Here is a 13965-nt window from a genome sequence, read left to right as displayed (position 1 = left end):
AATGAATAGTTCTCCGCATTTTTCTTGTATTCCTTCATACTGGCGACGATTCGTCCCGCTTCTCACACCACTTAAGCAGCGTTTGCTTTAACGGATAAGCAATGATTAAAATAACAATTGTATGAATAAATAGCGTTGGCAAAAAGCGCGACTGCAAAAACGTTTGAACAGGCATCGTCGTCCGGCTAATAACGAGTTGAATGGCATATGCGTACCATTCGACACATGCAATGGCAACAATCGCAAAAAAGGAAGCTGTCCATGCATTTTTATGAAAAATGTTCATCGCTTTCGCAATTAAATAAGCGATAAGCGAAAAGGCGAACGCATAAGCGCCTAATAGTTCTGTATATGCGACATCATATAACAGACCAAAAATAAATCCATACGTCATTCCTTCTGTTTGTCCAATAAAAATCGTAATAAACACGATCAAAATAAGCAAAATGCGCGGAACGAGCAAATAAACATCGAATAATGGATCGGGGAAAAGTTGTACGATAATGCTTTCCAATAAAAACATAACGGTCACAAGGGAAGGAAGAAACAAACGTCTCATTGTCCTTCCTCCTCTTGCGACATTTCAATTTTTCGTTTCACGATCATCACATCATCAATGTCATAAAAATTCGCTGCTGGCTTGATATAGGCAATTTGTGTAAGCCCGTACTCATCCGCAACGACTTCTTCCACTTCTCCGATAAATAGTCCTTTTGGAAAAATCCCGCCAAGTCCTGATGTAAATACACGCTGTCCCTTGTTTATTTTCGCATCATATGGAAGGCGTTTCAGCAGCAATGCTTCCCGTTCTTCATCGTATCCTTCGATTAAACCGAATACGTTTTCATCTCCTTGAACAAACGCAGAGATGCGATTTTGTCGATCATTTGCGCTAAGAAGTTGCACCGTTGCGCTAAATGGTGAGACGCTACGCACTTTGCCGATGAGTCCTTGAGGTGTAATAACAGCCATATCTTTTTTTACACCGTGTTGGGATCCTTTATTTACAATTAACGTCTCTTCCCAACGATCTGGATTGCGCCCGATCACCGTCGCTTGAATGGCGACAAAATCACGTAAACTTTCTTTTTTATCAAGTAGTTCACGCAAACGTTCGTTTTCTTTTTTGAGCGATTCCACCTCGGACTGCAAGAGAACGTATTGTTCTAAATGCGCTTTTAACTGTTTGTTTTCTTCATATGTATGACGCAAATCGTTCACATTTTCAAAGAAGCCCGCAACGAGCTGTGCGGGCTTGTGCACGATAGATTGCATAAAAACAACGGTGTCTTTTGCGAATTTTTCCATCCATGTTAATTCACTTCGTTCTTTTAACGAAAAACCAATGAGAGCCACGAGCACCATGATGCTAACAAGCAAGATAATTAGCCGTTTATTTAAGAAAAATTTCGGCATGACGACACCTTCTTACACATTAGCGATGGTCTCGCGCTTTATTTTTAAATAAATGAATGTGGTCAAGCGCTTTTCCTGTACCAATCGCCACGCAATCGAGCGGATTTTCAGCAATAATGACTGGCATATTCGTCTCTTGGCTGATGACTTTATCTAAATTGCGCAACAACGCTCCTCCACCCGTTAACACAATTCCACGATCCATAATATCTGCAGCAAGTTCTGGCGGCGTTTTTTCAAGCGTATTTTTTACGGAATCAACAATGGCATATACCGTATCGCGCAACGCTTCAGCGATTTCTTCCGCATGAATTTCAATCGTTTTTGGCAAGCCTGTCAATAAGTCACGACCGCGAATTTCCATGCTTCCGATCCCTTCCGGATTGCCTGCCGAACCAATTTCGACTTTAATCGCTTCCGCTGTGCGCTCCCCAATCATTAAATTGTACGTTTTGCGAATATATTGGATAATTGCCTCATCCATTTCATCACCAGCAACACGAATTGACTGGCTCGTAACGATACCACCTAAAGAAATGACAGCGACTTCCGTTGTGCCACCCCCGATGTCGACGACCATGCTTCCTGTCGGTTCCCATACAGGCAAATTCGCACCGATTGCTGCCGCAAACGGCTCTTCGATCGTATAAGCGTCGCGAGCCCCTGCTTGTCTCGTCGCGTCAATGACGGCACGCTCCTCGACCGCCGTAATCCCTGACGGCACGCACACCATCACGTATGGCTTTCCAGCAAACAGTCCACTATTTTTCGTCGCTTGCTTAATGTAGTACTTCATCATAATGGCTGTCGTTTCGTAATCAGCGATCACTCCATCTTTCATCGGACGAAGCGCCACAACGTTTCCTGGCGTACGTCCGATCATTTGTTTCGCTTCATTCCCAACCGCAACAATTTGTTTCGTATCTTTTTGTAGCGCAACGACAGAAGGCTCGCGCAAAACGATTCCTTTTCCTTTGACATATACAAGCGTGTTGGCAGTACCTAAATCTATTCCGAGATCTCTTGATCCAATTCCAAACATGTTCGTATCTTCCTTTCTGAAACAAAATGCTTTCAAAAACTCATGACATTTATTATAACGCAATTACAATGAAAAGAGAATGATTTACACATATCCTTTTTCTTTTAAACTCACATATGTTTTATCACCAATAATTAAATGGTCAAGCAGCTCAATGCCAACGAGACGGCCGCATTCCGCGAGCCTGCGCGTCACTTCAATATCTTCGCGGCTCGGCGTCGGGTCCCCTGACGGATGATTGTGAATGCAAATGATGGAAGCAGCAGAACGTTTAATCGCTTCTTTATACACTTCGCGCGGATGGACGATCGATGCATTTAGACTGCCGATAAATACTGTCTTTTTATGCATCACTTGATTTTTCGTATTTAAATATAACACAACGAAATGTTCTTGGCTTAAAAAACGCATATCTTCCATGACGTAACGTGCACCATCTTCCGGAGAACGAATGACGTAACGATCATCGTATTGAATTTGATGCACGCGTCGGCCAAGCTCAAGCGCTGCAATAATTTGGATCGCTTTTGTTTTTCCGATCCCTTTAATGCTTGTCATTTCTTCAATCGTTGCATCTTTTAACTGACGAAGTCCTTCAAAATGGGTAAGTAAATGTTGCGCAAGCGTAAGAACGGAATATTGTTTCGTCCCCGTGCGAAGCAAAATGGCTAACAATTCTTGATTGGATAAACTTTGCGGTCCTTCAGAAAGCAAGCGTTCACGCGGGCGTTCATCGGGTGGAACATGACGAATAAGCATACGTTCCCCCCTCTATTTTAACCTTTTTTTAACGAAATGGATAAAATCCGAATTTTTTTAATTCGCGAGCGATCCTTGCAATCGGCAAACCAACAACGGAAAAATAGTCGCCGTCAATCTTTTTTACAAAAAGCGCTCCCCGTTCTTGAATGCCGTACGCGCCCGCTTTATCGAGCGGTTCTTTTGTCGCAATATACGCCCAAATGTCTTCATCTGTAAGCGGCCAAAACGTGACGTCCGTTTTTTCTGCAAAAGTGACGCACTCTTTTTCTGTACAAATGGCGACACCTGTCCATACTTCATGTGTCATTCCGGATAAACGTTTTAACATACGAAAGGCGTCTTGTTCGCTCGTCGGCTTCCCAAGCACCTCTCCTTCACACACAACGATCGTATCAGCCCCGATGACGCACGCGTCTTTTTTTTGTTGCCATACCGCATTTGCTTTTTTATGTGCGAGCTGCTGTACAATTTCACTTGGGGATAACTCAGCATCGAATAATTCATCGACATCGCTGACGAGGATGTCAAACGGAAGTCCAAGCATACGAAGAAGTTGTTTTCGACGAGGAGAACTAGAAGCTAACACAAGTTGCATCGTCATCACCTTTCTGTCATGAGCGTTTGTTTCAAGGAAGATACACTTGTATCGTACCAAATTTATACACAATATACAATGGTTCGACAAAGAAAAAAAGAAGCTGTGCGCTTCTTATTGTAAAACATTTAATATATGTTGTTGTGCGGCCCATAATTGTGCTTGATCGTTTGTTTGCCGGAAAGCGAAAAGCGCTTCATACGCTTTTTTCATCTGTTCATCATGAAACGAATACGACTGGAGCTGCTTCCATTGTTCATTTGAAAACGGTTGTCCATTCAATAATAAACTAATCGCGGAAACGATCGTCATAAACGGTTCATTTTCTTTTTCGTCCACGGATACGTTCCATGCTTTTACGTATGTGTCAATTCCGAGCGATTCGTATAAGCTCGCGATTTTCTTTGCCTCCTCTTTCGTTAATGCCATGCCTAAAAAGACGTAAATCGGTTGTTTTCCTACCATGACGCTTGGACGATGTTGTCCTTTTATTTTTTGCGCGTACGCTTTCGCCGCTTCCGCATCTTGAAACACCCCACCTTGAACGACAAAAACGGTTTCTGTCCGTTGCGCAACTGGCTCTTCTTCCTTTTGTTCTTGCTGCAATGTGGCGGTCGAAGGAGTGTCAGTTGTCGGAATGATCGTTAATACAAATAAACCGAAGCTTGTCCCAAGAACGACAGCTAAAGCGATCGCTAGCAAAAACGAACGCCAAGGTGATCGTTTTTTATATCGTTTACTATCCGTTTCAAATTGGATCGAATCATCTTGTTTTTCATGCCTTTCATCGCTCCCGTCACTTGACCATTGCGGTAATACGTTCGTCGCCGTCGTATACGGTTGTTCTTTCCCATTCACTTTAATCACAATTGCTTTTTTCGCTGGCTTGTCCAACTTTTCTCCCTCCCGCTGTCATTCTTCGGTCATCGTAACATAAAAAAAGAAAAAAAAAACGAGACATTTGTCGTCTCGTCGCGGAAGGTTTTCGTCAAATTTCGCACTATCGATCTTGAATGTCATCGACCGACAACTGATCGACAGGTACACCATTTTCTTTACAAATTTGCTTCGTTTCTCCTTTTAAACAAACCGCATATGCAATCGTGCCGTCATGTTGCTTCGTCACAATGACATACGAATCATCGTTTGGGGGCAACCGTTTCGATGTGTACGGATCCATGATTCCCTCAAGAACGCCATCGTCAACTAACTGTTTGTACGTTAATATTTCACTTTCATTTGGTGTTAAAAACTCTACTTTCTGCGCACCAACGTGAAGCCTTGCCGCCTCGTATAGCGAATACGCTGTCGCGACAAACGCTCGATCACGTGACTTTTTAATGACTTCAACAACAGAAATAGTCGCAATCATGACTAAAATACTTAAAATAACAATGACGGCTAACAGTTCAATTAACGTCATTCCGCGCTCATTTTGCATCCGACCGACTCCTTTATTGCTCCGTTAATGAAGGAAACGGATTGCGCTTTTCGCTCGGTTGCGGTAAATCAAGCGGTGGCAGTTGCTCAATCCATTGGCGTAACTCTGGTGCATAAAACGTTGAAACAGTGAGGGAATAAGACAGTTCCGGTACTTCATCCATCACCGTCGTCCATTCTTCATATCCTGTAAACGATAGCGAATCGACTGAAACGATGCGCTTCGATCGCTCCAACACATCAATAAATTGTTCGAGCGCAAAATAAGAAGGAGAACGAACAGATATATTGACCGTTAATTTTTGAATCGGAGTGGGAGGTCCTTCGACGTTTTCCCCTTCTTGAAATGTAAGCGACAATACCGTACTATTGGATACAACTTCCGCTTTTTCAATATCTAATAAAAATTGCTCGACAAACGGTTGAACAGGAACGCGTTTTTGTAACTCGACAAGACTAACACGCAAATCGTCCGACGGTTGTTTGCTTTGCAACGTTTGCAGCAACTTTTTTTCCGTCTGCAATTCTGTTTCCAGTTGTTCTTTTCGGTCATCAAGCGGTTTGTACATATATATATATAGCGCAAATGATAGTAGCGTAAGCAACAAGAGAGAGACCGCCACAATAAGTCCTTTTCTCATTTTTCCCCTCCTTGTTGCTGTTTTTTCCATTCCTCCATATTCAGTTGAACAGTAAACTGTCCGATATACCGCGGCATTGCTCCTTCTTCTTCCGCCTTTCCTTCTGATGCAGTTAAACTCGTCAGTTTTACGTCAGCGATAAACGAGGCATCTTTTAACGCTTGTAAATATGCAGCACTTTCACGCGTTGTATCAAATTGAGCAGTCAATTGAATGGCACCATCTCGCGCATAAGAAACGTTCATTAAAAACCCGCGCTCTGGCAAACGTTCAATCAATTCATGTAAAAGCGCGACCGTGTGAATGGGATATTGCTCCGCCCATTGAATCGCTTCTTGCAACTGGACTCCGACAGATGTGTTCGCAGCTGTTTTTTGTTTTTCTTCTTCTGCGATTCGTAACGCTTTCGTTTGATCGAGCTCCGTTTTTAATTGCGCGATTTGTTGTTCCATGCGCTGTACAATGACATAAAATGTTGTCGCGCCAACGATCAATAAAACAGTAAACACAATGGATAAAAGTGGAATAAGTCGGGATTTTTGTTCACGTTTTGGCAGTAAGTTAATTTCTACGAGCATATGCATTACCCTCTTTTAGTCCGAGTCCAATTGGTAAATAATAAGCTGGGTCGACCGAAAGCGGCAGCGTCAACGTTTCAACCGCGACATCAAGACGCTCTTGTAACAAGAGGGAAAATGTATGAACGAGCGGATGATCGCCGGTGATGATGACGCGTGTAATTTGCGCTTTGCCTTGCTGCAACGAAAAGCGATAAAAGTTCATGACGCGCTCGAGTTCTTTATATACGTCCTCTAGCTGACGTTCAGGTTGACCTTCTTTCAACCACGTCCATCCTTCATTCGTCTTTTCCCAAAACGTCCATTGGGCATCAAACGCTAACTGACGCGTGAATATTGGGCGATGTTGATAAAATACGCTGACGTTTAACGACGATAAATCAAATTGAACGAATAAAAAGTGATCGACATCGTTCGCTAAATCAAATGTGTAAAATAAGCGATATAAGCTAAGTGGAGAAATATCTGCCACAATCGGTTTTAATTTGACTGCTTCAAATAGCTGTGCATATTGCATTACGTTCGCTTCCGGTGCGGCAAACAATAAAACATGAAGCGCTTCTTTCGTTTTTTCAAGCACGGCGTAGTCAAATACGGCATCTTCAAACGGAAGCGGGATCGTTGAACCAATTTCCATAAATAAATAACTACGTATATCTTCTACATCGATTTCTTTCGGTAACGCAACTTTCCGAATAACGATGAGTGGATCAGGAACGAGGAATCGTACGCGGCGACGTTTCATTTTCCACATGTCGACACATTGCTCCATAATATGAGCGAGCTGTTCTTCATCGACAATTTTCCCGTCCCGCACAATTCCTTCTGGGAGCGGCCATTCCTCACACGTATGCAAAACGAGCGGTTGCTGTTGTTTTAACTCGACATAGCGAATGACGTGATCTTTTATAACAATGTTGCCCACTTTATGTTTCATCGAAAAAAGCCGCATAGTTCGTTCTCCTTACATCATAACCTTTACGTACGCGTGGATGATCGTTTCCCCGAAAAAATAAGCGATTAACGTCCCAACGACGATCGCTGGTCCAAACGGCATCGGTTCGCCTCGTTTCACACGCCCGAGCGCCATGCCAATCAGTCCGAATATCGTCCCGACGAGCGTCGATAAAAAGAACGCTAAAACGGTAAGCTTTGCGCCAAGCGCCAAACCAATTAACGCAAATAACTTAATATCTCCACCGCCCATGCCACCTTTACTCACAACCGCTATTACAAACAATATCATAAACCCAACAACACTACCGAGCAAACTATCCCACCAAGGAGTAAGCGGAGCAATCCATAAACGTTCAACAAGAAGAAGTGGAGTGAAAAATAATAAAACACGGTTTGGGATAACCATATAATGCACATCAGAAACAAAAATAATAACGAATAAAGAAATGAGCGTCCAACTAACGGCTACTTCCGCTGACCAACCGACAAAAAGCGGGGCAAGCGTAAACAATATAGCCGTGGACAGCTCAATTAACGGATAAACAAAGGAAATGCGCGCCGAACACGCGCGACATTTCCCTTTTTGCAACACATACGAAACAACTGGAATTAACTCTAACGCCGTCAACGTTCGCTTACAATGTGGACAATGCGAACGCGGCGCAACAATCGACTCCCCCTTCGGCACCCTTAACCCAACAACATTATAAAATGAGCCGAGGAGAAGACCTAAAACAAAAAATGCAATATAATATGCTGTAAACACGATCTTTACTTCCCTTAAACGATGTTATCTCACATTATCACGTTTTAACTGATCTTCAGCTACAGCTTTATTATCACTCGTTTGAACACCCCGAGAAGAATTCACTAATTTGACCTTATAACTCAATTTATTGTTACTATCAGCAGAAATAACAACATAAGAATCTGAACTTGGTTCAGTTAAAGTAGCTGAAGGAGCAGGAGTGTTGGCTGTAGCTTTTGTATAGCCTAAACCATCTGGATCCTTCACGGTCTCTAAGTATCCTTTATCCTCTAAATAGGAAAGATTTACATACAAACTCTGGCTTTTCGGAGGAACAAGAGATTTATCCGCTGTCACAGCAATTTTTGCAGCGTTAATCATTTGTTGTGCGTTTGCTACATGGGCGTCTTTTTTGGAGTTGTCGATTAATCCCCCAATACTCGGAATCGCAATGGCAGCAATGATCCCTAAAATAACGATGACTGCCAACAACTCAATTAACGTTAAACCTTTTTCGTTACGAATGAATCGTTTTAACATAATTCCTCTCCTTTGCAATTTTCTGTTTTCTCTCATCATTTTACACGATCACAGTCTAGTTGAAAAGTACTAGTTTTATTGTTGAATATGATTAAATATATCAAACATCGGCACTAAAATGGATGTGACGATCGTCCCAACAACGCTTGCAAGCAATACGATCATGAGCGGCTCAATTAACGATTTTAAACGATCGGTCGCTGCTTCGACTTCCGCTTCGTAAAAGTCAGCGACTTTGGCAAGCATCGCATCAAGTGAACCGGTTTGCTCTCCGATCGCAATCATTTGTGTAACAAGTGGCGGAAATGCCCAATGTCGCTTCATTGGCTCTGTTAACGATTCCCCGCGTTCAAGCGCATCACGCGATGTACGAATGACGCGGGCAACGACTTCGTTTTCAACAACCGTTTCAACGATCGCAAGCGCTTGTAAAATCGGAACAGCGCTTGAAAAAAGGGAACTTAATGTGCGCGTCATGCGCGCCAGCACCGCTTTTTGCATCATTCCACCGAAAATTGGCATGCGAAGCATGAGAACATCTAAGTAATATTTCGTTGCTTTTTGTCTTCTTAACACGATCAATAAAATATATAAAGCGATAAACAGCAAAATAACGCCCCACCAATACGTTTGCATCACTTCGCTTGCACGTAAAACAAACTTCGTAATGGCCGGCAACTCTGCACCAAAATCAGCAAACATCGAAACGAATGTCGGAACGACGCTCACGAGCAAAAAGATGACAACGATGACAGCAATGATTCCAACAACGATCGGATATGCTAAAGCAGACACAATTTTTTGTCTTGTGCGATGCACTTTTTCAAAATGATCGGCAAGCCTTTCGAGCGTTTCGTCAATGCTTCCGCTCGCTTCTCCCGCACGAATCATATTGACGACGAGCGAAGGAAAAATGTTCGGATGATCGGTCATCGCGACAGATAACGGTTGACCGCTTCTTAATTGCTCCTCAATGCGCACGAGCGCTTTTTTTAACGCTTTACTTTCTGTTTGTTCCCCTAAAATGCGAGTGGCGTCAACGATCGTCACCCCCGCTTTTAACAACGTGGCAAATTGGCGTAAATAAATGACGAAATGCTGCAGCTTCACAGGATTTCCAAACGTAATTTCTTTTGTTAATAACGTCTGCGGTACTTCGCGTACATCAATGACTTTTAATCGTTGCTCCCGCAATTTCATCATGACATCTCGACGCGAAGAAGCAACGATCGTACCTTTTTTCACTCGCCCATGCACATCGCGTGCTTCATAGCGAAATTGCGCCATCTATCTCATCCTTCCTGCAAATACGGCTCCACCGATTCTTTTGCAATGAACCCTTGCTGCACAAGCTCTTTAATGTTCGCTTCAAGCGTATGCATGCCGAGCGCGCGGCTCGTTTGCATAATGCTCGGAATTTGATGAATTTTTCCGTTACGAATTAAATTCGCAATCGCTGCATTGTTAATTAATATTTCTGTCGCTGCGATGCGCCCGTTTTTTTGAGCGCGTGGAAATAATCGTTGCGAAATAATTGCAACTAAAACGGTTGCCAATTGAATGCGAATTTGTGTTTGTTGTTCAGGTTGAAACACATCAATGATGCGATCAATTGTCGCCGGTGCGCTGGACGTATGCAGCGTCCCGAATACGAGATGCCCTGTTTCTGCGGCGGTAATAGCTGTTTGAATCGTTTCTAAATCGCGCATCTCTCCAACTAAAATGACATCCGGGTCTTGACGCAGCGCTGCCCGAAGTCCGTTTGCGAAGTTGTTTGTATCCGTCCCGACTTCACGCTGGTCAATAATGCATCCTCCATGCTTATGCACGTATTCAATCGGATCTTCAAGCGTAATAATATGTTTGCGCATCGTTTTATTCATATAATCGATCATTGCGGCTAACGTCGTCGATTTTCCGCTTCCTGTCGGTCCAGTAACGAGAATAAGACCTTGTGGTTTTGTCACTAACTTTTTCAATACATCTGGCAATTGCAATTCTTCAAGCGTCGGAATTTTTGTCGGTATGGTACGAATGGCGAGCGATATGCATCCACGCTGTTTAAACACATTTACACGAAAACGAGAAACACCTGATAGGCTATATGACAAATCTAACTCGCCGTCTTTTTCAAAACGCGGCCACATATGCTCCGGAACAATCGCTTTTGCCATTTGTTCCGTATCGATTGGCGATAACACCTCTTGACCGTATCGTTTTAAATCTCCGTTCACGCGAAAAATCGGGGGAACGCCGACCGTTAAATGAATATCAGATGCTTTTAGCTCAAATGCGGCACGTAACATCGCATCTACTTTTTGTTTCATCTTCATCACCTTATCCAATGCTTACACGCAACACTTCTTCTGTTGTCGTGAGCCCTTGTTTCACTTTTAATAGTCCGTCATCAATTAAAAAGATCATTTTATTTTTTATCGCAATTTCGCGCAGTTTCGAAAGCGATTCGCCATTTAAAATCACTTTTCTCATTTCATCAGACATGACCATTAATTCATGTAGCGCAATACGTCCTTTATATCCTGTCATATTGCACGTCGGACAGCCCCGCCCCCGCATCACTTTTTCAATTTTTAAACCACGACGCGCGAAAATGTCGATTTCTCGCTTCGTCGGTTCGTGCTCTTCTTGACAATCGCGACAAACGCGACGCACGAGACGTTGAGAAACAACCCCTGAAAGTGATGTGGCAACTAAAAACGGCTCGACCCCCATATCAATTAAACGAGCAACAGTGCTTAATGCATCGTTTGTATGCAACGTACTTAACACGAGATGTCCTGTTAAAGAAGCACGAATCGCCACTTCCGCTGTTTCGCGATCACGAATTTCTCCAACCATAATAATGTTCGGGTCTTGACGCAAAATCGAGCGCAACCCTTCGGCAAATGTCATCCCGACATTTGGATTGACTTGAATTTGGTTCACTCCTTCGAGCTGATATTCGACCGGATCTTCAATTGTAATAATGTTCACATGTTCGCCGTTTAATCGGTTCAATGCCGCATAAAGCGTCGACGATTTTCCTGAACCGGTCGGCCCCGTAATTAACACGATGCCCGTTGGTTGTTCGATCAATTGAATAAACCGTTGTAAATTCAATTTATTAAATCCAAGTTTGTTTAAGTCGTTTAACGCCGCTCCTAAGTCAAGCACGCGCATAACGATTTTTTCACCATAAATCGTCGGCAATGTCGATACACGCAAATCGACCGGGTGAAAATCGATATTCATTTTAATACGTCCATCTTGCGGAACGCGATGTTCTGTAATATCCATATTCGCTAAAATTTTAATACGCGCCGTTAACATTCCTTGCATATGCTTAGGCAACGCTCGTTCTGTACGCAAAATGCCGTCGATGCGATAACGAATGACGACTTTTGTTTCCTGGGGGTCAATATGAATATCGCTCGCCCGCTGTTCTACTGCCATTTGTAAAATTTGATTGACGAGTCGAACAATCGGCGAGTCATCTTCAACAAGTTTCTCTTGTTCGCGCACTTCTTGCGCAGGAGCAATGTTTAAAAATTCTTCCACCGAATCATCAATATCGTAATATTTATTAATTGCCCGTAAAATATCATCTTTTGATGCAATAGCTACTTCAATATGAAAGCCCGTCGATAAACGCAAATCATCAATCGCAAAAAAGTCCATTGGATCTGCCATTGCAACAAATAGCCGATCCCCTTCTTGCTTTAAAGGAATAAGCATGTTTCGTTTCGCAAATTCTTTCGGTACGAGATTCGTTAATTTCGGATCAATTGGATAACGATATAAGCTGACGTGTGGGATGCCAAGTTGAAACTCTAATACTTCAATTAACTGTTGCTCCGTAATGTATCCTCGCTGCAACAACGCATCCCCTAATTTTTGACCAGGTGCTTTTTCTTTTAACGTTTCTTCGAGTTGTTCTTTCGTAATTAATCCCGCTTCAATAAGCAAATCGCCTAATCTTTTTCGCTCTTGCTTTTTCATGAGGTCTCATCCTCATTTCCTTTCATTTGCTCGTTTTCATTTCCCCATATATCATCTTGTTGTGGTAACTGTGTTGAAGGTGATTCATTTGGAGTTGGTGTCTCACTTGTTCCGTTATTTACTCCCGATCGCAACCCACGCAATTCGACGCGATGAACAGGTGGATAAAAATCTTCCGAAACGGGTACCGTCTCAATTAATGTTCGGTTTCGATCGTACACTTCTTTATACAAACGAATGAGCATTCCTTTTTTTCCTTCTTCCTTGATCCGCTTTTCGTTCGGCTTCAACAATGCGCTATATTGGACAATCGTTTTTGGATCGTAATATTCAATTGGATCCGTCTTTAATACATATTGATACATAAACGGTATTCCTGTAAGAGAAAGTTTCATTTGACTGCCTTCCGTTCTCATTTCAACCGTGTACGACTGATCGTTTGGATTAAAAAACATAAAGTCTTTTTTATTTTGTTCAACAGCTGCTTCAAATCCTGCCTTAATCCCATTTGGTAATATAGGGCTCGTATGCCGTTCAACAATTTCAAAATTTGTCGGTACAACCGCCTCATACAATCCAGATGCAAATAACGTCATCGCTTCTTTTGATAAGCTTATTCCTTGCTTTTTGAAAAAGTCCAAAACAGAAAACACTTGTTTTGGCTCAATGACAACGGTTGTTTGCGTTATCGCATGAAGTTCTTGATGGAACGGGATAGTTGCTTGCGATAATATCGTTTCCTTTTGCATCTCTTCTCGAACGTATTGACTAAGAGATAGTTGAGCAGATGTAAGCGAAGCTGCAGCTTGTTCTACTTGTGCTCTTACTTTTTCAACATCGATCCAATCACTTAATGCACCAAGCGAAGAAATCACATCTTGCAAAGCTTGTCCATTAACGGAAACGAGGAGAGGGGTAGTTTTTCCGCTCTCCGCTTGTTTCATGCTCTCCTCAATATGAAATGTAAAATGATTAGTTTGTACCGTTGCTTCTTTTCCTTCTAGCATGAGCGTAATCGTCGCTGATTGTTTCCACTCATTTACTTTTTGATTGATTTGTTCATACGCTTCTTCGTATGAACGATTTGATATATCGACTGGTCCGATCATCGTTCCTTCAACAAATGTATCGCCACTAACGAACGACTCGTACGCCCATGTCGCCACTTTCGTACTTGCAAGTAAATATGAAACGGTAAGAAGTAACGTAAAAAACAACTTAAGCGAAGCGATTTGGCGCACGGCATA

The 13965-nt window shown here is 42.6% G+C and carries 16 protein-coding genes; all 16 read right to left on the bottom strand.

Features of this window, described 5'->3' with window-relative positions; all coding sequences use genetic code 11:
• Window positions 1-34: 34 nt before the first annotated feature.
• Window positions 35-559, bottom strand: a complete 525-nt coding sequence (gene mreD / locus HNR63_RS07980; protein WP_085788068.1) for a rod shape-determining protein MreD — start codon at window positions 557-559, stop codon at window positions 35-37.
• The gene (gene mreC / locus HNR63_RS07975; RefSeq protein WP_181520382.1) at window positions 556-1416 is read right to left on the bottom strand and encodes a rod shape-determining protein MreC; all 861 of its coding nucleotides are present in this window, start codon (window positions 1414-1416) and stop codon (window positions 556-558) included. Before mreC ends, mreD begins: the two co-directional genes overlap by 4 nt.
• A gap of 19 nt (window positions 1417-1435) precedes the next feature.
• Entirely contained in the window at window positions 1436-2458 is a 1023-nt protein-coding gene (locus HNR63_RS07970) for a rod shape-determining protein (protein WP_006320433.1), read from the bottom strand.
• An 84-nt stretch (window positions 2459-2542) separates the two neighbouring features.
• Entirely contained in the window at window positions 2543-3217 is a 675-nt protein-coding gene (radC, locus tag HNR63_RS07965; RefSeq protein ID WP_035049165.1) for a RadC family protein, read from the bottom strand.
• 28 nt (window positions 3218-3245) lie between these two features.
• Window positions 3246-3815 (bottom strand): Maf family protein, encoded by a 570-nt coding sequence (locus HNR63_RS07960; protein ID WP_181520381.1) that lies wholly within the window; start codon window positions 3813-3815, stop codon window positions 3246-3248.
• Window positions 3816-3929: 114 nt separating this feature from the next.
• Complete coding sequence (locus tag HNR63_RS07955; protein WP_181520380.1) at window positions 3930-4709, bottom strand: SPOR domain-containing protein; 780 nt, start codon at window positions 4707-4709, stop codon at window positions 3930-3932.
• Window positions 4710-4815: 106 nt separating this feature from the next.
• Window positions 4816-5256, bottom strand: a complete 441-nt coding sequence (locus HNR63_RS07950; RefSeq protein ID WP_085788063.1) for a type II secretion system protein — start codon at window positions 5254-5256, stop codon at window positions 4816-4818.
• Between the two features lie 13 nt (window positions 5257-5269).
• Window positions 5270-5896, bottom strand: coding sequence for a type 4a pilus biogenesis protein PilO (pilO, locus tag HNR63_RS07945; protein ID WP_181520379.1), 627 nt, complete (start codon window positions 5894-5896; stop codon window positions 5270-5272).
• Complete coding sequence (locus tag HNR63_RS07940; protein WP_085788061.1) at window positions 5893-6474, bottom strand: PilN domain-containing protein; 582 nt, start codon at window positions 6472-6474, stop codon at window positions 5893-5895. Before HNR63_RS07940 ends, pilO begins: the two co-directional genes overlap by 4 nt.
• Window positions 6458-7426 carry a type IV pilus biogenesis protein PilM gene (gene pilM, locus HNR63_RS07935; RefSeq protein ID WP_181520378.1) on the bottom strand — a complete coding sequence of 323 codons (969 nt, stop codon included), beginning with the start codon at window positions 7424-7426 and terminating at the stop codon, window positions 6458-6460. Before pilM ends, HNR63_RS07940 begins: the two co-directional genes overlap by 17 nt.
• A 12-nt stretch (window positions 7427-7438) precedes the next feature.
• Complete coding sequence (locus HNR63_RS07930; protein WP_343047672.1) at window positions 7439-8197, bottom strand: prepilin peptidase; 759 nt, start codon at window positions 8195-8197, stop codon at window positions 7439-7441.
• A 24-nt stretch (window positions 8198-8221) separates the two neighbouring features.
• Window positions 8222-8719 carry a prepilin-type N-terminal cleavage/methylation domain-containing protein gene (locus tag HNR63_RS07925; RefSeq protein WP_181520377.1) on the bottom strand — a complete coding sequence of 166 codons (498 nt, stop codon included), beginning with the start codon at window positions 8717-8719 and terminating at the stop codon, window positions 8222-8224.
• A 75-nt stretch (window positions 8720-8794) separates the two neighbouring features.
• Window positions 8795-10006 (bottom strand): type II secretion system F family protein, encoded by a 1212-nt coding sequence (locus HNR63_RS07920; RefSeq protein WP_181520376.1) that lies wholly within the window; start codon window positions 10004-10006, stop codon window positions 8795-8797.
• Window positions 10007-10011: 5 nt separating this feature from the next.
• Window positions 10012-11046, bottom strand: a complete 1035-nt coding sequence (locus tag HNR63_RS07915) for a type IV pilus twitching motility protein PilT (protein WP_021093868.1) — start codon at window positions 11044-11046, stop codon at window positions 10012-10014.
• 10 nt (window positions 11047-11056) lie between these two features.
• Window positions 11057-12718, bottom strand: a complete 1662-nt coding sequence (locus HNR63_RS07910; protein ID WP_085788057.1) for a GspE/PulE family protein — start codon at window positions 12716-12718, stop codon at window positions 11057-11059.
• Window positions 12715-13959 (bottom strand): VanW family protein, encoded by a 1245-nt coding sequence (locus tag HNR63_RS07905; protein WP_181520375.1) that lies wholly within the window; start codon window positions 13957-13959, stop codon window positions 12715-12717. Before HNR63_RS07905 ends, HNR63_RS07910 begins: the two co-directional genes overlap by 4 nt.
• Between the last annotated feature and the right edge of the window lie 6 nt (window positions 13960-13965).

Origin of the sequence: Anoxybacillus ayderensis (assembly GCF_013761015.1) — a bacterium.
GTDB lineage: Bacteria > Bacillota > Bacilli > Bacillales > Anoxybacillaceae > Anoxybacillus > Anoxybacillus ayderensis.
Note: the sequence above shows the minus strand (reverse complement) of the source record. Positions and strands in the feature narration are given on the sequence as shown.